Origin of the sequence: Gordonia sp. HS-NH1 (assembly GCF_001418765.1) — a bacterium.
GTDB lineage: Bacteria > Actinomycetota > Actinomycetes > Mycobacteriales > Mycobacteriaceae > Gordonia.
Window position 1 is genome coordinate 132,323 of record NZ_LIYC01000003.1, and the last position, 19,128, is coordinate 151,450.

A 19,128-nucleotide genomic window follows, 5' to 3' on the forward strand; every position below is an offset into this window, starting at 1 on the left:
CACCGACGGGTCCCGGGCGAGGTCCGGCCCGGCGGAAACATAGAATAGCGCCCGTGACATCACCCGACCAGACATCCGCGTTGCCCGACACAGCGTCGTCCCGGACTGCCGTACCCGAGACCGGGTTGCCCAAGTCCTGGGACCCCGCTGAGCACGAGGCGTCGCTCTACCAGGGCTGGGTGGACGCCGGGTACTTCACCGCGGACGCGGCGAGCGACAAACCGCCGTTCTCCATCGTGATCCCGCCGCCGAATGTCAACGGCTCCCTGCACATGGGCCATGCCTATGAGCACGTCCTGATGGACGCGCTCTCGCGTCGTCGCCGCATGCAGGGCTACGAGGTGCTGTGGCTGCCCGGCATGGACCACGCGGCGATCGCGATGCAGACGATGGTCGAGCGCAAGCTCGCCGCCGAGGGCAAGACGCGCGACGACCTCGGCCGGGAGGCGTTCATCGACCGCGTGTGGGCCGAGAAGGCCGAGATCGGCGGCAACATCGGTGAGCAGATGCGTCGCCTCGGCGACAGCGTCGACTGGTCACGCGAGCGATTCACGATGGACGAGGGTCTGTCGCGCGCGGTGCACACGGTGTTCAAGAAGATGTTCGACGACGGGTTGATCTACCAGGCGGAGCGACTGGTCAACTGGTCGCCGGTCCTCAAGACGGCCGTCAGCGACATCGAGGTGAGCTACGCCGACGTGGAGGGCGAGCTCGTCAGCTTCCGCTACGGATCGCTCGACGACGCCGAACCCCACATCGTCGTCGCGACGACCCGGCTGGAGACGATGCTCGGCGACACCGCGATCGCGGTGCATCCCGACGATGACCGTTATGCGCACCTGGTCGGCACCGAACTGCCGCACCCGTTCGTCGACCGGATGATCCCGGTCGTCGCCGACGACTATGTCGACCCGGAATTCGGCAGTGGCGCAGTGAAGATCACCCCGGCGCACGATCCCAACGACTTCGCGCTCGGGCAGCGACACGATCTGCCGATGCCGACGATCATGGACTCCTCGGCCCGGATCGCCGACACCGGAACCGAATTCGACGGCATGGATCGGTTCGAGGCGCGCGTCAAGGTGCGCGAGGCGCTGGCCGAACAGGGTCGGATCGTCAAAGAAGTGCGTCCGTACCTGCACAGTGTCGGTCACTCGGAGCGGACCGGCGAGCCGATCGAACCGCGACTGTCGATGCAGTGGTGGGTGGCGGTCGACAGGCTGGCCGCGGCGGCCGGCGACGCGGTGCGCGACGGGTCGACGGTGATCCATCCGAAGTCGATGGAACCGCGCTGGTTCGCCTGGGTCGACGACATGCACGACTGGTGTATCTCGCGTCAGCTGTGGTGGGGTCACCGCATCCCGATCTGGTACGGACCCGATGGTGACGTGGTGTGCGTCGGACCCGACGAGCAGGCCCCCGAGGGTTACGTCCAGGAGACCGACGTCCTCGACACCTGGTTCTCCTCCGGGCTGTGGCCGTTCTCCACGATGGGCTGGCCCGACCAGACCGCGGATCTCGAGAAGTTCTATCCCACTTCGGTTCTGGTCACCGGATACGACATCTTGTTCTTCTGGGTGGCCCGGATGATGATGTTCGGCACCTACGTCGGCAAGGATCTGGGGCCGGGCAACGAGATCCCGTTCCACAACCTGTTCCTGCACGGGCTGGTGCGCGACGAGCACGGTCGCAAGATGTCGAAGTCGAAGGGCAACGGCATCGACCCGCTGGACTGGGTGGAGCGCTTCGGCGCCGACGCCCTGCGTTTCACGCTTGCCCGCGGCGCGAATCCCGGTTCGGACATCTCGGTCGGTGAGGACCACGCCCAGTCGTCGCGCAACTTCGCGACCAAGCTTTACAACGCCACCAAGTTCGCACTGATGAACGGTGCGAAGGTCGGTGAGCTGCCCGACGCGGAGACGCTGACCGACGCCGACCGGTGGATCCTCGGCCGCCTCGATGAGGTGCTCGCCGAGGTCGACGCCGGATTCGAGTCCTACGAGTTCTCCAAGGCCTGCGAGGCGCTCTACCACTTCGCCTGGGACGAGGTGTGCGACTGGTACCTCGAGCTGGCGAAGGTGCAGATCGCCCAGAACGACGAGAACCGTTCGGAATCAACCGCGCTCGTGCTCGGCGCGGTCCTGGAACCGTTGCTGAGGGCGCTGTCGCCGGTGATGCCGTTCGTCACCGAGGTGCTCTGGAAGACCCTCACCGGGGGCGAATCTCTCGTGGTCGCACCGTGGCCGACCACGTCGGGACGCGAATGGTCGTCGGATTCGGCGGCCCGCGTGGACGATCTGCAACGACTGATCACCGAGGTCCGCCGTTTCCGCAGCGATCAGGGTCTGCGTCCGGGTCAGCGCGTCTCCGTCCAGTTCGACGGACTCGGCGAAGCCGGGCTCGAACCGCTGCTGCCGTACGTGACCTCCCTGGCGCGCCTCGATCCGGCCGGACCGGACTTCGGTGCGACCGCGACCATCGAGGTCCGACTGAGTGTGGCCACGGTGGTCGTCGCGATCGACACCTCGGGCACCGTCGACGTCGAGGCCGAGCGCAAGCGACTCACGAAGGACCTGGCGGTCGCCGAGAAGGAACTGTCGACGACGTCGGCGAAACTGGGCAACGAGCAGTTCCTCTCCAAGGCGCCGGACCACGTGGTCGCCAAGATCCGGGACCGACAGCGGATCGCGACCGAAGAGGTCGAGCGGCTGAACGCAAAGCTGGCGAGTCTGGCCGGCGCGTGAGTGACGACAACGGTTTCCCCGAAGAGGACCCCGCCGTCCTGGGAATGGATGCGGCGGGTGACCCCCTGGGTCTCTCGGCGATCATGGACGAGGACGAACCCGATCCCGATGCCGCGCCGGCGCCGTTGCGCGTCACCGACAGCGCCGACGAGCTCGCCGAACTCGCCGACGTCGAGGCAGAGCTCGACACCCGGTGGCCCGAGACGAAGATCGAGCCGTCGCTGACCCGGATCGCGACGCTCATGGACCTGCTCGGGTCTCCGCAGCACGGTTACCCGGCCATCCACATCGCCGGAACCAACGGCAAGACGTCGGTCACCCGGATGGTCGATGCCCTGCTGTCCGCGCTGCACCGGCGCACCGGCCGGATCACGAGTCCGCACCTGCAGCGGGTCACCGAGCGGATCTCGGTGGACGGCAGGCCGATCCCCGCCCGCACCTACATCGACACCTACCGGGAACTCGAGCCGTACATCACCATGGTCGACGATTCGTCGACGACGGCGGGTGGACCGCGGATGAGCAAGTTCGAGGTGTTGACCGCGATGGCGTACGCGGTGTTCGCCGAGGCGCCCGTCGACGTGGCGGTCGTGGAGACCGGCATGGGTGGGCGCTGGGACGCGACCAACGTCATCGACGGCACGGTCTCGGTCATCACGCCGATCGCGATGGACCACGCGGACTATCTCGGCGACACGTTGACCGCGATCGCGGGGGAGAAGGCCGGAATCATCAAGGCCGTCGAACCCGATGCCGCCGGGACCGTCGACCCCGTCACGGTCATCGCCGAGCAGAGCCCCGAGGTCATGGACGTCCTGCTGCGCGCGGCCGTGGACGCGGGCACCATCGTCGCCCGCCAGGGTTCGGAGTTCGCGGTCCTCGATTCGGTCATCGCCGTCGGCGGGCAGATGCTCACCATCCAGGGTCTCGGCGGTGTCTACGACGAGATATTCGTGCCGTTGCACGGCGCGCATCAGGCGGCGAATGCCGCGCTGGCCCTCGCTGCGGTGGAGGCGTTCTTCGGTGCGGGTGCCGACCGGCAACTCGACATCGATGCCGTCCGTGCGGGTTTCGCGACAGTCGAGAACCCGGGGCGGCTCGAACGGCTGCGCAGCGCGCCGACGGTGTTCGCCGACGCGGCGCACAATCCGCACGGCGCGGCCGCGCTCGCGCAGGCCCTGGCCGAGGAATTCGACTTCCGTCGTCTCGTCGGCGTGGTCGGCGTGCTCGGCGACAAGGACGCCCGTGGGGTCCTCGAGGCTCTGGAACCGGTGCTCGACGCCGTCGTCGTCACCGACAACGGATCTCCCCGTGCCCTCGATCCCGAATCGCTCGCGGAATACGCGCGCGAGGTGTTCGGCGAGGACCGCGTGGTCGTCAAACCCTTCCTGCCCGATGCGGTCGAAGAGGCCATCGCCTTGGCCGAGGAGGCCGACGGGGAGCGCGTGTCGGGAGCCGGCGTGGTCATCACCGGGTCTGTCGTGACCGCCGGTGCCGCGCGAACTCTTTTCGGTAAGGAACCCTCATGACCCGGTACACCCCACCCACGAACGATCCGTGGAAGGGGTTGCGCGGCGTGATGGCCGGCACGATGATCCTCGAGGTCATCGTCGTGATCCTGGCCTTCCCGATCGTGTGGCGCCTCGGCGACGGTCTGACTTGGTTGTCGGGCGGGTACCTCACGCTGGTCGTCATCGCGATGATCCTCGCCGCCGGGGTCCAGGGACGGCCGTACGCGATCACCCTCGATCTCATCCTGCAGGTGGTCCTGATCGTCGGCGGGATCTTCCACTGGTCGATCGCCGTGGTGGGGATCATCTTCGGGTCGGTCTGGCTCTACATCCGCTACATCAAGGCCGACGTCGAGAAGCGTGTCGAGCGCGGGATGCTGCCCGGCCAGGAGCCGATCGAGTAACCGGGAACTCGGGCGGTGCCGCCGGCCCCGGACATGTGACCAGCCGTGTTCGCGTTGATCAGGCCGGGGTTTGGTGGCCGCAAGACCTGTGGCCGGACCGTTATCGCCGAAGCGGGCCGGTGTGGGGTGCTTGCTGCAACAATGGCCCAAGCCGCGGGGGCGACAGGTCGTTCCTCGCAGCTTGTCGAACCCCATTCCGATACACCCGATGTGAGGACATACGTGCAGTTGCAGCTCTCCCGGACCGCCATCTTCGACCGCACCCGCCGCACTGTGCTCCCCGCGGCTGTCCTGGCCGGCGCGGCACTCGCGCTGGCCGTCCCGGCATCGGCCGCCGCGGCTCCGGAGGACGAGCAGCCCCCGGTCGCGATCGCGAACTTCACGGGAGCGCCCGTCGCCGATGCGCCGGTTCCCGTCGGGCCGGGGGAGTACAGCTATGTCGCCACACACGCGATCACCGAGCGCGCCGCCTCGATGAAGGCGCCCGAGGCGATCGCCAGTCTTCCTGTGCCGGCTCAATACCGGCCCGCGAATCTCGGTCTGGCGCAACAGTTCGACCTCGCGCTGGCCGGCGCACTCGCCTCACCGGGCGGATGCGTTCAGGTGATCGTCGATCCGCGCTCCCGCACCGGGAGTCTCTTCAATTACGGTTTCTTCCCGGTTGCGGGTGAGTACTGCTCCTGACCGGTGCGGAATCACAGCCGGTCGATAGGGTGTCAGCGTGACTGAACGCACTCTCGTACTCATCAAGCCGGACGGCGTCGAACGCGGCCTCGTCGGCGACATCATCAGCCGCATCGAGCGCAAGGGCTTGACCCTGGTGGCTCTCGAGCTCAAGACCGCCGGCGACGAGGTCGCCCGCGGACACTATGCCGAGCACGAGGGCAAGCCGTTCCATCCCTCGCTGCTCGAGTTCATCACCTCGGGCCCGCTGGTTGCGGCAGTCCTCGAAGGACCCCGCGCGGTGGCCGCGTTCCGGCAGATCGCCGGCGGCACCGATCCGGTGGAGAAGGCCGTGCCCGGAACCATCCGCGCCGACTTCGCGCTCGACACGCAATACAACCTGGTCCACGGGTCTGATTCGCCCGAATCGGCGCAGCGTGAAATCGCCCTCTGGTTTCCCGGACTCGAGGGCTGAAACGGGGTCTCCAGCTCGACGCGCGCGGTCAAACGCTCATCCTTTGCGGTCATCCGACCGCGGTGTGGGATACTTGTGCAGTTATCGCCGACACACTTTGTCGACGACAACCGGATGACGCGCCCTGGTTCCGGCGCGTCGCGGTGCGGCACTGACGCACCGCGACGCCACGGAACCGCAGCTGACCCCACCGAGTTCGCACTGCTGCCAGCAGCCGAACAGTCAGGTTCTGCCTGTGCCCGGTGGCGTGGAAGGCGTCCGGGGACGCGGTCATCGACACAGCAAGAGCGTCGTCGGGTGATCCGCAGGTCGGGTCGTCGTGACGACGCGCAGACCACACAACACCGGTCCGACACGGACCGGGACACAGAGCAGACCCTCGCGTGGCCGCGTCAGCCCGACGCGCCCGGGGGTTCGAGGAGACTGAGTGACCGACAACGGGTCGCCGGCTGACGCGAACGCAGCGTCGGAATCGGCGGAGGAATTTCCCAGCAAACTTCGTGTGCACGCCCTGGCGCGTTTCTTGGGCCTGACGAGTCGACAGGTACTGGCTCACCTGGCGAATCTCGGCGTGCAGACCCGCAGCCCACAATCCAGCGTCGACCGCGACCTGGCGAAAGCCGTGGCGGAACGAGTTCGGGCCGGCGTCGACGAGAACGCCGAGACGCCTGCGCAGACAGTGCCGGCCGACACCCCGACCGAGGCGCCGTCGGCCGAGCCCGCACCGGCCGAGACCGGATCAGCCGAGATCACGTCGGCCGATCCGGAGCCGACCGCGGTCGAGCCGACACCGACCCCCGCGGACGAGCCGACACCGACCCCCGCGGACGAGTCGACACAGACCTCCGCGGACGACGCCTCATCGACACCGCCGGCGGCCGAGGCCCCGACTCTGTTCTCGGCGGCGTCGGCGCAGTACGACGCGCCCGTGGCATCGTCTGCCGGCGAGGCCGACACGTCTGCCGGCGTGCAGCCGCTGTTCCTGCAGCCGCAGGCACCGGCCGAGAAGCCCCGCTCCGCCCGCTCGGGGCGCGCCAAGCCCAAGGTCGAAACGAGCGCCAGCGGCGACGCGAACGCCGAGGACGAATCGGCCGGCACTGCCGCCCCTGAGGCCGCCGCGACCCCGGAATCCGGGGATGAACCCGCCGGCGCGCGGGGTCGCGAGGCGTCGGCGTCCGACGTGGCGACAGCGGACGAGGCGACGACCGACGATTCGAACGCCGGCAGCTCGACCCCCGATGACACCGACGATTCGAACGGCGACGACTCTGCCGACGATTCGAACACCGACGATTCGAACGGCGACGACTCGGGTTCGGGTCGGAGTCGCCGGCGCCGGCGCGGTCGGCGAGGGCGCGGGCGAGGTCGGGGAGACCAGGGCGCGGACGGCGAGTCCGACACGGACGACTCGGACGCCGACGAGTCGGACACGGACGACGCAGACGACTCCGCCGTCACCGACGGGCGGGGCGCCGAGGCGACCCGCGAGTCCGACAGCACCGCCGGCGAGACCGATTCCGACGACACCTCCGCCGACGACGAGTCGTCCGACGAGTCGCGCTCGGAGGAAGGCCGCCCGTCGGGCAAGCGCACACGGCGCCGCAGCCGCCGGTCGGGTTCGGACAAGTCGGGTGACGCCGAGTCCTCGAGCTCGTCGGGCGACCGTGCCGACGAGGCCACCGACGACTCCGACACCACTGACGAGTCGGACGACGACGCCTCCGGTGACGATGACTCCGGCGATTCGTCGTCGACTCGTCGCCGTCGTCGCCGTCGCCGTCGCAAAGGTGGCGGCGAATCGGAAGAGGTGTCTCCCGACGATCCGCCGAACACCGTCGTCCACGAACGCGAACCGCGCAGCAAGCGCGCCCGTGACGAGGTCCAGGGGATCTCGGGATCGACGCGGCTGGAGGCCAAGCGCCAGCGTCGCCGCGACGGGCGCGATGCCGGCCGGCGTCGGCCACCGATCCTGACCGAGTCGGAGTTCCTGGCGCGGCGCGAGGCGGTCGACCGGGTCATGGTCGTCCGCGAACGCAGCGCCAACAGCCGCATCTCCGGAAACGACGGGCACGAACACGCCGCGGTCGAGGACTACACCCAGGTCGCGGTCCTCGAAGACGGCGTCCTCGTCGAACACTTCGTGACCACCGCGACATCGTCGTCGATGGTCGGCAACATCTATCTCGGTCGGGTCCAGAACGTCCTGCCGGGCATGGAGGCCGCATTCGTCGACATCGGCCGGGGACGCAACGGTGTCCTGTACGCGGGTGAGGTCAACTGGGACGCCGCCGGACTCGACGGTGGTTCGCGCAAGATCGAGCAGGCGCTCAAGCCGGGCGACAACGTTCTCGTGCAGGTCAGCAAGGACCCGGTGGGGCACAAGGGCGCCCGACTGACCACGCAGATCTCGCTGGCCGGCCGCTACCTGGTGTACGTGCCGGGTGGTTCGTCGACGGGGATCAGCCGCAAGCTGCCCGACGTCGAGCGCAAACGTCTCAAGCAGATCCTGGCGAAGCTCGTCCCCGACGAGGCCGGGGTCATCATCCGCACCGCCTCGGAGGGAGTCAGCGCCGAGGAACTCGGTGCCGACATCGCTCGTCTCGAGTCGCAGTGGAAGACCATCGACGAGGCGGTCACACAGGCCAAGAAGGGCGGGTCGTCGAACCCGAAGCCGCTGTACGAGGAGCCCGACCTCCTGGTGCGTGTGGTCCGAGACCTGTTCAACGAGGACTTCAAGAAGCTCGTCGTCGAGGGCGACAAGGCCTGGAACCTGGTCGAGGGTTACGTCGGCTCGGTGGCCTCGGATCTGATGGAGCGCGTCGAGAAGTTCGAGAAGCCTCATGCCGACGCGCCGGATTCGTTCGTGGTGCACCGCATCGATGAGCAACTCGCGAAGGCCCTCGACCGGAAGGTGTGGCTGCCCTCCGGCGGCACGCTGATCATCGAGCACACCGAGGCGATGACCGTCGTCGACGTCAACACCGGCAAGTTCACCGGCTCGGGCGGCAACCTCGAGGAGACCGTGACGCGCAACAACCTCGAGGCCGCCGAGGAGATCGTGCGGCAGATGCGGTTGCGCGACATCGGCGGCATGATCATCGTCGACTTCATCGACATGGTCCTCGAGTCCAACCGGGACCTGGTGCTGCGCAGGCTGACCGAGGCCCTCGCCCGTGACCGCACGCGCCATCAGGTGTCCGAGGTGACCTCGCTCGGCCTCGTCCAGATGACCCGGAAGCGTCTGGGAACCGGTCTGCTCGAAGCGTTCTCGACCACCTGCACCGCGTGCAGCGGCCGGGGCATCATCGTGCACTCGAATCCCGTCGAGGTGAAGTCCGACGACTCCGCACGCGCGGAGGGTTCGGGCTCGAAGCGGTCGCGCCGGGGCAAGAAGAAGGCCGACGCACAGCCCGAGGCCGCACCGGCCGTCGCGCCCGCCCACAAGCCCGCCGAACATCCGATGTTCCGGGCGATGGCAGCGCACTCCCACGACGACGACCACGATGAACACGGCGGACCACACCCCGACGGCGACGCTGCGCGTCGTTCCGACGGTGACACGGCACCGACGGTCGAGGCGTCCGAGCAATCGGCCGCGGGGGCCGGGACAGACACTTCCGGGGACCGCACGGCCGCCGCGCCGGACGTCCCAGAGCCCGTCGTCTCAGCGCCCGTCGCTTCGGAGCCCGTCGCGACAGAGGCTGCCGTCACGGAGCCGGCGGCGACGGAATCGGCGGACGCCGAGTCCGCCGGTACGTCGTCCGACGGTCAGGCTCCGGCGGCCGCACGGCGTCGGCGCCGGGTCGTCCGGCGTCCCGCGCAGACGACCACGGCACCCGAGAACGTGGTGATGACCGCGGTCGACGTGGTTCCGGACACCCCGACCACGACCTTCGGTCCGGTGTCGTCCGGAACCGGTGAGGCGGCCGTCGCGGTCCGGCGCCGGCCGCGCAAACGCAGCGCCGGCCGTCCGGCGGGACCGCCGCCGGCCGAGGACTGACCGGAGTGGGGCAACTGGTCACGGGCCGGCGGTGGGCGAGTTTGACCCGACCACCGACGTTCCCGTAATCTTGGAAAGTCGCCTCCTGCGGAGGGTCTGCGCTGTTCTGCCCGCTTCGGCACAGCAACGGTGCGAATCCCGTCGGAGGCCCTCTGGTGCGAACCGCAGCTTCCCCGCCACGTGACGGGCTACCCTGCGGCCCGCCCCGGCACGCACAACACAAACGCCCCAGGAGCGTCAGCGCCCCGAGGGTCCGAGTAGACGAGTAAGAGGAAAACTTCGATGGCAACGTACGCGATCGTCAAGACCGGCGGAAAGCAGTACAAGGTCGCTGAGGGCGACACTGTGAAGGTCGAGAAGATCGACGGAGAGATCGGCAGCACGGTGAGCCTGCCGGTCGCGTTGGTCGTCGACGGGTCGAACCTGACCACCGATGCCGACAAGCTGGCCAAGATCTCGGTCACCGGCGAGGTCGTCGACCACGTCAAGGGTCCCAAGATCCGCATCCACAAGTTCAAGAACAAGACCGGCTACCACAAGCGCCAGGGTCACCGTCAGAAGCTGACGGTCCTCAAGGTCACCGGCATCAAGTAGTTCGACCAGTTCGAGAAGACCTCAGGAGGACTGACACATGGCACACAAGAAGGGCGCGTCCAGCTCGCGCAACGGTCGCGATTCCAACGCCCAGCGACTCGGTGTGAAGCGCTTCGGCGGCCAGCAGGTGAGCGCAGGCGAGATCCTGGTCCGCCAGCGCGGCACCAAGTTCCACCCCGGCGTCAACGTCGGTCGCGGTGGCGACGACACCCTGTTCGCGCTGGCCGCGGGCGCGGTGGAGTTCGGCTCCAAGCGTGGCCGCAAGACGGTCAACATCGTCCCGGAAACCGCTTCGGTCTGACCCGAGCAACCGGCACGACACAGCCTTTACACAGGGCGGGCAGGGTCATCGCGTACCCCGCCCGCCCTGTTCTTTTTTGACTGAAGTAAGGAATCTCGATGTCTCGGTTCGTCGACCGCGTGACCATCCATGTCGCCGCGGGGAACGGCGGCCACGGCGTCGCGTCGGTCCATCGGGAGAAGTTCAAACCTCTCGGCGGGCCGGACGGCGGCAACGGCGGCAACGGCGGGTCGGTGCGACTCGTCGTCGACCCCCAGGTGCACACCCTCCTCGACTTCCATTTCCATCCGCATGCCAAGGCCTCCAACGGCAGGCCCGGAGGGGGCGACAACCGCGACGGCGCGAACGGTGAGGATCTCGTCCTCAAGGTGCCCGACGGCACGGTCGTCCTGGACGATCGCGGGACCATCCTCGCCGACCTGGTGGGCGAGGGCACGGTCTTCGAAGCCGCGCAGGGTGGTCGTGGCGGTCTGGGGAACGCGGCCCTCGCGTCGAAGGCTCGCAAGGCCCCCGGCTTCGCGCTGCTGGGGGAGGAGGGGCAACAGCGTTCGCTCGTCCTCGAACTCAAGTCCGTCGCCGACGTCGGCCTCGTCGGATTCCCGTCGGCCGGCAAGTCCTCGCTGGTGTCGGTGCTCTCGGCCGCCAAGCCGAAGATCGCGGACTACCCCTTCACGACGCTCGTCCCGAACCTCGGAGTCGTGCAGACCGCGGGCGACGTGTTCACCATCGCCGACGTCCCCGGTCTGATCCCGGGCGCCTCGACCGGCCGCGGTCTCGGCCTCGAGTTCCTCCGTCACCTCGAGCGCTGCGCGGTGCTCGCACACGTCGTCGACTGCGCCACACTGGAACCCGGCCGCGACCCGATCTCCGACATCGACGCGCTCGAAGCCGAGCTGGCCGCCTACGTCCCGGCACTCGACGACGACCACGGACTCGGCGACCTCGCGTCCCGTCCCCGCGTGGTGATCCTCAACAAGCTGGACGTTCCCGATGCCGCCGAGCTCGCCGATCTCATCGAACCCGAACTCGCCGAACGCGGTTGGCCGGTGTTCCGGATCTCGGCGGTCGCCCACGAAGGTCTGCGTGAGCTCACCTTCGCGCTGGCGCGGATGGTGCGGGAGTACCGGGAGGCCCAGCCCCCCAAGGTCGCCCGGCGCGCGATCATCCGGCCCAAGGCCGTCGACGACACGGGCTTCACGATCGAGACCGATCCGGACAACGAGGGCGGCTTCATCGTCCGCGGTACCCGCCCCGAGCGCTGGATCGCGCAGACCCAGTTCGACAACGACGAGGCCGTGGGCTACCTGGCCGACCGGCTCAACCGTCTCGGCGTCGAGGACGAACTGGTGCGTCGCGGTGCCGAGCCGGGTGCACCCGTCACGATCGGGCCCGTCACCTTCGACTGGGAACCGTCGACGCCGATGGGCGACGACGTCCCGGTCACCGGTCGCGGCACCGACATCCGACTCGACCGCTCCGATCGCGTGGGCGCCGCCGAACGCAAGCAGGCACGACGCCTGCGTCGCGGTCTCCCGGACGAGGACGGCGGGGAGCGGGACCTCCCGTGACCGCGGGGTCCGTCGATCGCGTCCGCGACGGGTCGGTGCGCGACCGGATCGCGCACGCACGCAGCGTGGTCGTGAAGATCGGCTCGTCGGCGCTGACCGACCTCACCGAGGGGCTCGACCGCGACCGGCTCGACGGCCTGGCCGACGCCCTCGAAGCACGGATGAGGGCCGGGTCGGATGTGATCGTCGTGTCCTCCGGTGCCATCGGCGCCGGTATCGCGCCGCTCGGGCTCAAACGACGCCCCACCGATCTGGCCACCAAGCAGGCGGCGGCCAGCGTCGGGCAGTTGGCTCTCGCGCACGCGTGGGGTACGTCCTTCGCGCGGTACGGCCGCACGGTGGGTCAGGTCCTGCTCACCGCCGACGACATCTCCAATCGCAGTCATCACGCGAACGCCCAACGGACACTTGACCGTCTGCGTTCACTGGGTGCCGTCGCGGTGGTGAACGAGAACGACACCGTGGCCACCAACGAGATCCGCTTCGGCGACAACGACCGGCTCGCCGCGCTCGTCGCGCACCTGTCGGGAGCCGACGCGCTCATCCTGCTCTCCGATGTCGACGGCCTCTACGACGGTGATCCGCGCAAGGTCGGGATCGACGGTCGTCGTGCCCGGCTGATCCCGGAGGTCCATGGACCCGAGGACCTCGACGGGGTGATCGCCGGATCCGGCGGCGCGTTGGGTACGGGCGGCATGGCGTCCAAGCTGGCCGCCGCCCGGTTGTCGGCCGACGCCGGCGTGCCCGTGCTGCTGGCGGCTGCCTCGTCGGCGGCGCAGGCCTTGGCCGACGCCTCGGTGGGGACGGTGTTCGCCGCCCGGCCCGAGCGGCTGTCCGCCCGACGCTTCTGGGTGCGTCATGCCGCCGACGCACGCGGTCGGATCGTGCTCGACGACGGAGCGGTCGACGCGGTGTCGCGCAGGCGGCGTTCGCTTCTCGCCGCGGGGATCGTCGGGGCGACCGGCAGGTTCTTCGAAGGGGACGTCGTCGAACTCGTCGACCAGTACGACACGGTGCGGGCCCGGGGAGTCGCGGCCTACGGGATCGACGACGTGACCTCGATGGTCGGCCGCTCCACCGTCGACCTTCCCCCTGAGCTGCAGCGCCCGGTGGTCCACGCCGACGATCTGGTGGTCGTCTCGCGCTGAGGCGCGGACCGTGTGATCAGAAGGTTGCCAGCGCCGGGAGCACGAACCCGGCCTCATGGTCGATCTTCAGTGTGGCGATGTCGTCGGCACGCGTGACTCCGCGGTTGACGATGATCAGCGGCTTGCCCGTCCGGTGTGCGCGCCGGGCGAATCGCAGACCGGACATGACGGTGAGCGATGATCCGACGACCACCAGCGCGTCGGCGGCGTCGACCGCCGAAAATGCCTCGTCCACAACGTCTCTGGCCACTGTCTCGCCGAAGTAGACGATGTCGGGCTTCAGGATCCCGCCGCAGTTCGGACAGTCGATCATCACGAAGTCGGAGGTGTCGGACAGGGTGGCGTCGGCGTCGGGGGCGACTTCGATGGCGCCGTGCCCGCGGACGCGGCGCGCGAACTCGGTGTTGAGACCTTCGAGAAGCTCGGCGAGCCGATGCCGCGAGATCCGCCAGTCGCAGTTCAGGCAACGGACCCGGCCGTAACACCCGTGGAGCTCGATGACTCCGCGCGTCCCTGCCTTGGTGTGCAACATGTCGACGTTCTGCGTGAGGACCCGCGAGATCCACCCGCGCTGCTGCAGCTCGGTCAGGGCGAGGTGCGCGCGGTTGGGGACCGCGGCGTCCATGTGCCGCCAGCCGAGGTGGTTGCGGGCCCAGTAGTGGCGGCGGAAGTCGGCGGACGACAGGAACATCTCGAGGGTCATCGGTGTCCGCGGCGGCGAACCGGGGCTGCGGTAGTCGGGGATGCCGGAGTCGGTGGAGATGCCGGCCCCGGTCAGAACCGCGACACGGCGACCGGCGAGGATGTCGGCGGCCAGCGCGATCCGGTCCTCGACGTCGTCGTCGAGCGGTGTGTGTTCGGCGGGGGTGGTGCCGAGCTGGAGACGAGTACGCACCCTGCCCAGGATAAGCGCGACTCAGGCTCCGTCGAGCCGGTCCAGAGTGGCGGTGGTGTGTACGACGAACCACTCCTCCCACCGGTCCGGACTCCACCCGCGTTCGCGGACGAGACGAAGCCAGAGTGTTCGCGACGAGAGCATCCACATCGAGTCCACGGTCTCGTCGTCGGCCGGCCGGCCGAGGATCAGCGAGAGCGCGAACCGGACCTCGTTCCAGCGGGTCTGCTCCCGTTCATCCCGGAGCGTCGCCGCGTCGTCGTCGGTGACGGCGGCCTCGTCGAGTACGTGCTGGATGGCCGCCGAGCGAAGGTGCGCATCGCGCAACCACGATGCCGCGGCGCGGATGCGTCGAGGTCTGTTGCCCTCACCCATCGCCTGGTAGTCGGCACCGTCGCGGACCGGGACGCCCTCGTCATGCCGCAGGGCGGCGACGATGCAGGCGTCGAGCAGGTCGAGTTTGTTGTCGAACTGCCGGTAGACCGTGGGACGGGTGAGTCCCGCACGGGTCGCCACCCCGGACATCGTCGTCGCCACCCACCCGTCTTCGCAGAACATCGCGGTGGCGGTGGCGAGGACCAGGGCACGGTTCTCGCGGGCTCGCTCTGTCCGCAGTTCGGATGAATAGGGCCTGACCACGACGATGAGTCTAGACAGAATTGAAAATACACAGTGTAATGTCAATATTCGGTGAGCCGCTCGGGCGTCACCAATCACCGGTGGGAGCAGTGATGGAAGAATTCGATGTCCCGACGCGACTGGGGCGACTCCGTGTTCGCGATGTGGGCAACGGCCCGCCGGCTGTGTTGTGGCACAGCATGTTCGTCGATTCGCGGAGCTGGGACCGGGTGGTACCCGCACTGGCGGAGAGGCGGCGTCTGTTCCTGGTCGACGCCCCGTGGTGCGGGCAGAGCGAGAAGACCGCCCGGCCCGCCGACATCGCGGCGTGCGCCGATGCCGCACTCGACGTGATCGCAAGAGTTCGCGAACTGACGGGTGCCGCTGCGGTGGACTGGGTCGGGAACGCGTGGGGAGGTCACGTGGGTATGCATGTGGCCGCCGTCGAACCGGCGCTGGTGAACACCCTGGTCGCGGTGAGCGCACCGACCGGTGCGATCGAGCCCGCTCTGCGGCGCCGGGTCAGGCTGTTGCTGCCGCTGTACCGGATGATCGGAGCCCGCGGCCCGGTCTGGTCGACCATCGTGTCCACGCTGTTCACCGAGCGCACCCGCCGCGAGGATCCCCAGGCGGTCGATCTCGTGCGAGAGGCGGTCCGCGTCTCGGGCAGGTCCATGATCCCGGCCATCGAGACCGCGATTCTCCACCGCACGGATCTGGCGTGGGCGGCCGAGAAGATCTCCTGTCCGGTGCTGTTCGTGACGACCGATGACCGTGGCGAATGGACGCCCGAGGAGGCGCGGGAGGTGGCGCGCACCATGCACGATGCGCGTGAGGTCACCGTCCACGAGGCCCGGGTGATCCCGGCGCTCGAGCAACCCGCTCAGACCGCGGGTGCGGTTCTGGCCTTGTGGGAGTCGAACGCACGACAAACGCCACTTCCGGTGCCGATCACCTAACCCGCCTGGGGCGAGAGGTGATCCACACCGGAAGTGGCGATCGTTCGGAAGGGTCAGACCGTCAGGAAACGGCTTCCTCGGCGTGCTTGCCGGTTGGTGCGGGCACCGTCACCAGCGGATAGACGCCGTTCTCGTCGTGCACCTCGGTGCCGACGACCGGGGGATTGAACACGCACAGCATGCGCATCTGCGTGTCGGCGGTCACGGTGTGGCGCTCATGTCCGTTCAGCAGATACATGGTGCCCGGCGCGAGGGGATAGGACTCGCCGGTCTCACGGTCGAGCAGCGTTCCCGTCCCCTCGACGAGCCAGACGGCCTCGACATGGTTGGCGTAGTGGAACTCGTTGACCGAGCCGGCCTTGATGGTGGTCTCGTGGAACGAGAAGCCCACCCGATCGCCGCCCAGGACGATGCGCTTGGAGACCCAATTGCCCTTGGGGTCGGCGACATCACGGTCGGTACCGGTGATCTCGGCTGTGGTTCGGACGATCATCCGATCACCTCCTTGACTGCATCGGACAGGATGGACAGGCCGCGGTCGAGGTCCTCGCGCGAAATGGTCAGCGGCGGAAGCAGCTTCACGACCTCGTCGGACGGACCCGACGTCTCGGCCAGGAGTCCCGCGCCGAAGGCCTGGGTGCAGACCTTGCCCGCGGCGGTGTGGTCGTCGAAGGCGAGTCCGCGGACCATGCCGCGTCCGCGGGTGGAGATGCCGTCGTAGCGGCTGCACAGGTCGGTGAAGACCTCGTGGATTCGCTCACCCTTGGCGTGGACGTCACGCGTCAGCGCGTCGTCGGTCCAGTAGGTCTCGATGGTCTTGGCAGCGGTGACGAAGGCCGGGTTGTTGCCGCGGAAGGTGCCGTTGTGCTCGCCGGGGGTCCACACGTCGAGCTCCGGCTTGAACAGGGTCAGCGCGAACGGCAGTCCGTAACCGCTGATCGACTTCGACAGGGTGACGATGTCGGGCTTGATGCCGGCTTCCTCGAAGGAGAAGAACTCACCGGTGCGTCCGCAGCCCATCTGGACGTCGTCGACGATCAGCAGGATGTCGCGCCGTTCGCAGAGGTCCGACAGCGCACGCAGCCACTCGGCGCGGGCGACGTTCACGCCACCCTCGCCCTGGACCGTCTCCACGATGACCGCGGCCGGCCGGTTCAGGCCGCTGCCGGAGTCGTCGAGCACTCGCTCGAACCAGTGGAAGTCCTCCATGACCCCGCCGAAGTAGTTGTCGAACGGCATCGGGGTCGCGTGGACGAGCGGGATGCCCGCGCCGGCGCGCTTCATCGAGTTGCCGGTCACCGACAGCGATCCGAGGGTCATGCCGTGAAAAGCGTTGGTGAAGCTGATGATCGACTCGCGTCCGGTCACCTTGCGGGCGAGCTTCAGGGCCGATTCGACCGCATTGGTACCCGTCGGTCCGGGGAACTGGATCTTGTAGTCCAGTCCACGCGGCTCGAGGATGTGATCGGTGAACTTCTGGATGAAGTTGCCCTTGGCGACGGTTGCCATGTCGAGACCGTGGGTGATCCCGTCGGCCTCGATGTACTCGAGGAGGGCCTTCTTGAGGATCGGGTTGTTGTGGCCGTAGTTCAGCGAACCGGCGCCGGCGAAGAAGTCGAGGTATTCACGACCGTCCTGGTCGGTGATGTAGGAACCCTTCGCGGTGGTGAACACAGCAGGCCAGTTACGGCAGTAGCTGCGCACCTCCGACTCGTGGGTGGTGAAGACGGAATCGTCCATGTGGGTGTCGAGAAGTTGCATTTCTTTGCTTCCTTCTGGTGTGACAGCGTGGGGTTCTCAGATGTGCTCGGCTCGGAGGCGCTTCGTTGCGATGGCCGAGGTGGAATATGTCCCACGGGCGGGGTCGGCTTGTGTTCGAGAAGTCCAGCGGGACAATCGATCACGGAGTCGGCAGACGGTTCGATCTGCACTGGTGCACCCGGTCGTCAGGCGCCGATCTGCGTTCGGCGCAAGCGCGCTCGGGGCGTTCGCCTCAGGGCTCGGGGATCTCCGGCTCGAGCATGTAGAGGTCCTCTGGCTCGTGGGAGTCGGGAAACGCGTTGGCGGGGAACAGGTCTCGGCGCTCGAATCGGAGTCCACGGGCCTTGGCGACCGATCCGAACAGGCGCTGCGACGGAATGTTGTCCGGGCTGATCGTCGTGTGCATGGCCACCATGCCCTGGCGGTTGGCGCGGTCGAACAGCTCATGGAGCATCGTCGCGGCGATGCCGTGTCCACGGACCTCGTCGTCGACGGCGACCTGCCAGACCATCAGGGTGGAGGGGTCGCTCTGCCGACGGTAGCCGGTGACGAAACCGACTGCGCGGCCGTCGACCTCGGCCACAATGGACGTGGCGGCGAAGTCGTGGCACCACAGGACGTAGGAGTAGCTCGAGTTGACGTCGAGAACCTTTGAGTCCGAGGCGATTTCCCAGAGTCGGGTGCCGTCGTCGACCGTGGGTGTCCGGTAGTCGACGGCAAGAGTGGTTGTTGGGGCCGTTCTTGTTTGGGAAGGGCTCATAACGCACTCGACGTTAACAACGCGTGTCGGGGAAGTCATGTACCTGCGGAAATTGGCCTGCAGAACCACTACCTTGTCCCTGTTCAGGCATGCAATGTGAAGTGGCTCACAAAGACGTGATTCAGGATTGGTTTGCGCGGCTGCACGGGTTGCAGAATGGCCTCATGACGAGGATCATCGCCGGCCGGCTGGGTGGGCGCAGGCTGCGCGTTCCGGGCGAAGGCACCCGACCCACGTCCGACCGTGTTCGTGAGTCGGTGTTCAACATGCTGGCCGCCCGATCCGATCTGGACGGGCTCTGGGTTCTCGACCTCTATGCGGGATCGGGCGCGTTGGGTCTCGAGGCGATCTCGCGGGGAGCCGCGGGCGCGACGTTCGTCGACTCGGGGCGCCGGGCTACCGCCACGATCACCGCGAACGTGCGGGCGTGCGGGGTGGCCTCGAACGCCACCGTACATACGCGCGCGGTGTCCGCCTACCTCGCGGGCGAGCCGGAACGGCGCTTCGGTCTGGTGTTCTCCGACCCGCCCTACGACGTCGCCGCCGACCGGATAGCCGAAGACCTCACTCTCCTGACCACACGCCTGGACGACGACGCGCTGGTCGTCGTCGAACGGGCGGCCCGTTCCCGCGGAGAGGTGTGGCCGGCGTCGTACGACGTGATGGTCGACAAGTCCTACGGCGACACCCGGGTGGAGATCGCCCGCCTGATCTGACCGGTAGGTTC

Annotated in this window: 17 protein-coding genes; 12 read left to right on the plus strand and 5 right to left on the minus strand. The window is 68.1% G+C overall.

The features are described from left to right. Window positions 1-53 precede the first annotated feature (53 nt). The 10 genes from AMD30_RS04005 (at window position 54) to proB (ending at window position 13,408) form a co-directional block, all read left to right on the plus strand. Window positions 54-2,744 (plus strand): valine--tRNA ligase, encoded by a 2,691-nt coding sequence (locus tag AMD30_RS04005; protein WP_055474769.1) that lies wholly within the window; start codon window positions 54-56, stop codon window positions 2,742-2,744. After that, complete coding sequence (folC, locus tag AMD30_RS04010) at window positions 2,741-4,273, plus strand: bifunctional tetrahydrofolate synthase/dihydrofolate synthase (RefSeq protein WP_055474770.1); 1,533 nt, start codon at window positions 2,741-2,743, stop codon at window positions 4,271-4,273. Before AMD30_RS04005 ends, folC begins: the two co-directional genes overlap by 4 nt. Beyond that, the gene (locus tag AMD30_RS04015) at window positions 4,270-4,659 is read left to right on the plus strand and encodes a DUF4233 domain-containing protein (RefSeq protein ID WP_010841619.1); all 390 of its coding nucleotides are present in this window, start codon (window positions 4,270-4,272) and stop codon (window positions 4,657-4,659) included. The genes folC and AMD30_RS04015 overlap by 4 nt, the downstream gene beginning before the upstream one ends. Before the next feature lie 222 nt (window positions 4,660-4,881). Further along, window positions 4,882-5,343, plus strand: coding sequence for a hypothetical protein (locus AMD30_RS04020; RefSeq protein WP_083888955.1), 462 nt, complete (start codon window positions 4,882-4,884; stop codon window positions 5,341-5,343). A 37-nt stretch (window positions 5,344-5,380) separates the two neighbouring features. Further along, window positions 5,381-5,797: a nucleoside-diphosphate kinase gene (gene ndk, locus AMD30_RS04025; protein ID WP_010841617.1), complete on the plus strand. Its 417-nt coding sequence runs from the start codon at window positions 5,381-5,383 to the stop codon at window positions 5,795-5,797. 427 nt (window positions 5,798-6,224) lie between these two features. Further along, window positions 6,225-9,797 carry a translation initiation factor IF-2 N-terminal domain-containing protein gene (locus tag AMD30_RS04030; RefSeq protein ID WP_055474771.1) on the plus strand — a complete coding sequence of 1,191 codons (3,573 nt, stop codon included), beginning with the start codon at window positions 6,225-6,227 and terminating at the stop codon, window positions 9,795-9,797. A gap of 282 nt (window positions 9,798-10,079) precedes the next feature. Then, window positions 10,080-10,391: a 50S ribosomal protein L21 gene (gene rplU / locus AMD30_RS04035; protein WP_004019625.1), complete on the plus strand. Its 312-nt coding sequence runs from the start codon at window positions 10,080-10,082 to the stop codon at window positions 10,389-10,391. A gap of 37 nt (window positions 10,392-10,428) precedes the next feature. Further along, a complete protein-coding gene (rpmA, locus tag AMD30_RS04040; RefSeq protein WP_004019626.1) occupies window positions 10,429-10,692 on the plus strand; it encodes a 50S ribosomal protein L27 in 264 nt (87 codons plus the stop codon). Window positions 10,693-10,790: 98 nt separating this feature from the next. Beyond that, entirely contained in the window at window positions 10,791-12,260 is a 1,470-nt protein-coding gene (obgE, locus tag AMD30_RS04045) for a GTPase ObgE (protein WP_010841615.1), read from the plus strand. Further along, window positions 12,257-13,408, plus strand: a complete 1,152-nt coding sequence (gene proB, locus AMD30_RS04050; protein ID WP_010841614.1) for a glutamate 5-kinase — start codon at window positions 12,257-12,259, stop codon at window positions 13,406-13,408. Before obgE ends, proB begins: the two co-directional genes overlap by 4 nt. Window positions 13,409-13,424: 16 nt before the next feature. Here the strand turns inward: proB and AMD30_RS04055 are convergent, their stop codons facing one another. Together AMD30_RS04055 and AMD30_RS04060 are read right to left on the minus strand one after the other, a co-directional pair. Beyond that, window positions 13,425-14,303, minus strand: a complete 879-nt coding sequence (locus tag AMD30_RS04055; RefSeq protein WP_055474772.1) for a Sir2 family NAD-dependent protein deacetylase — start codon at window positions 14,301-14,303, stop codon at window positions 13,425-13,427. A 21-nt stretch (window positions 14,304-14,324) separates the two neighbouring features. Beyond that, window positions 14,325-14,942: a TetR/AcrR family transcriptional regulator gene (locus tag AMD30_RS04060; protein ID WP_055474773.1), complete on the minus strand. Its 618-nt coding sequence runs from the start codon at window positions 14,940-14,942 to the stop codon at window positions 14,325-14,327. A gap of 92 nt (window positions 14,943-15,034) precedes the next feature. Here AMD30_RS04060 and AMD30_RS04065 point away from each other — a divergent pair, with 92 nt between their 5' ends. Then, a complete protein-coding gene (locus AMD30_RS04065) occupies window positions 15,035-15,880 on the plus strand; it encodes an alpha/beta fold hydrolase (RefSeq protein ID WP_055474774.1) in 846 nt (281 codons plus the stop codon). Window positions 15,881-15,941: 61 nt separating this feature from the next. Here AMD30_RS04065 and AMD30_RS04070 read toward each other — a convergent pair whose 3' ends face one another. The 3 genes from AMD30_RS04070 to ectA form a co-directional block, all read right to left on the minus strand. Beyond that, the gene (locus tag AMD30_RS04070) at window positions 15,942-16,373 is read right to left on the minus strand and encodes an ectoine synthase (protein ID WP_010841610.1); all 432 of its coding nucleotides are present in this window, start codon (window positions 16,371-16,373) and stop codon (window positions 15,942-15,944) included. Beyond that, window positions 16,370-17,641, minus strand: a complete 1,272-nt coding sequence (gene ectB, locus AMD30_RS04075) for a diaminobutyrate--2-oxoglutarate transaminase (protein ID WP_055474775.1) — start codon at window positions 17,639-17,641, stop codon at window positions 16,370-16,372. Before ectB ends, AMD30_RS04070 begins: the two co-directional genes overlap by 4 nt. Before the next feature lie 232 nt (window positions 17,642-17,873). Next, the gene (ectA, locus tag AMD30_RS04080; RefSeq protein WP_010841608.1) at window positions 17,874-18,401 is read right to left on the minus strand and encodes a diaminobutyrate acetyltransferase; all 528 of its coding nucleotides are present in this window, start codon (window positions 18,399-18,401) and stop codon (window positions 17,874-17,876) included. A 164-nt stretch (window positions 18,402-18,565) separates the two neighbouring features. Here ectA and rsmD point away from each other — a divergent pair, with 164 nt between their 5' ends. Then, the gene (gene rsmD / locus AMD30_RS04085; RefSeq protein ID WP_055474776.1) at window positions 18,566-19,117 is read left to right on the plus strand and encodes a 16S rRNA (guanine(966)-N(2))-methyltransferase RsmD; all 552 of its coding nucleotides are present in this window, start codon (window positions 18,566-18,568) and stop codon (window positions 19,115-19,117) included. The last annotated feature ends 11 nt before the right edge of the window (window positions 19,118-19,128 follow it).

Bases quoted from the DNA above. Each gene is read 5' to 3' on its own strand.
- AMD30_RS04015 (WP_010841619.1), top strand. From the start codon at position 4,270: ATGACCCGGTACACCCCACCCACGAACGATCCGTGGAAGGGGTTGCGC.
- rplU (WP_004019625.1), top strand. From the start codon at position 10,080: ATGGCAACGTACGCGATCGTCAAGACCGGCGGAAAGCAGTACAAGGTC.
- rpmA (WP_004019626.1), top strand. From the start codon at position 10,429: ATGGCACACAAGAAGGGCGCGTCCAGCTCGCGCAACGGTCGCGATTCC.
- obgE (WP_010841615.1), top strand. From the start codon at position 10,791: ATGTCTCGGTTCGTCGACCGCGTGACCATCCATGTCGCCGCGGGGAAC.
- AMD30_RS04065 (WP_055474774.1), top strand. From the start codon at position 15,035: ATGGAAGAATTCGATGTCCCGACGCGACTGGGGCGACTCCGTGTTCGC.
- AMD30_RS04070 (WP_010841610.1), bottom strand. From the start codon at position 16,373: ATGATCGTCCGAACCACAGCCGAGATCACCGGTACCGACCGTGATGTC.
- ectB (WP_055474775.1), bottom strand. From the start codon at position 17,641: ATGCAACTTCTCGACACCCACATGGACGATTCCGTCTTCACCACCCAC.
- ectA (WP_010841608.1), bottom strand. From the start codon at position 18,401: ATGAGCCCTTCCCAAACAAGAACGGCCCCAACAACCACTCTTGCCGTC.
- rsmD (WP_055474776.1), top strand. From the start codon at position 18,566: ATGACGAGGATCATCGCCGGCCGGCTGGGTGGGCGCAGGCTGCGCGTT.